Source organism: Sphingobium sp. D43FB, from assembly GCF_002312805.1.
Lineage (GTDB): Bacteria > Pseudomonadota > Alphaproteobacteria > Sphingomonadales > Sphingomonadaceae > Sphingobium.
Genome location: NZ_NMUA01000205.1, coordinates 1 through 438, shown reverse-complemented (window position 1 = coordinate 438; position 438 = coordinate 1). Strand labels below are relative to the sequence as shown.

1 pseudogene is annotated in these 438 nt (G+C 52.7%); it reads right to left on the bottom strand.

The features are described from left to right. A pseudogene (locus SxD43FB_RS24045) lies at positions 1-302 on the bottom strand (hypothetical protein); the annotation flags it as partial. Positions 303-438 lie beyond the last annotated feature (136 nt).

Below are 438 nucleotides of genomic sequence, written 5' to 3'. Positions count from 1 at the left end.
AATCCGGTGCGGCGGGCATATTGGCCAAAGGGCGCTTGCCGGCACCAGGCCTCGATGGGCTCTGGACCGGCAGCCGCAAACAGACGGGCGAAAAACTCGAGGGGAATTTCTTCGTACTTGAGTCCAAATTCAAAATGCCCGGCAAAGTCGTCCGTTGGCTGGTAGCTGGCGGGATACTTGTTCTCGACGCGTCCGTTGCTCTCGCGGCTCCTGCGCGTCGTACCGATCACCGATTCCACACGTAGGGGTTGTGCAAGTGCGATAGCGTAGCGATCGGCGAGTGCCTTGAAGCCTACTTGCATGCTCGAATCCCCTAGCGAGAGCTAAAAAATGATAACCAGAAGGGGATAGTACGCGAAAACAATAATTCTGTGAGCGCAAAAATGTTAACGTTCACATGAATTTGATAATTTTTAAGCTGTTCCTGGCGAAAATGAT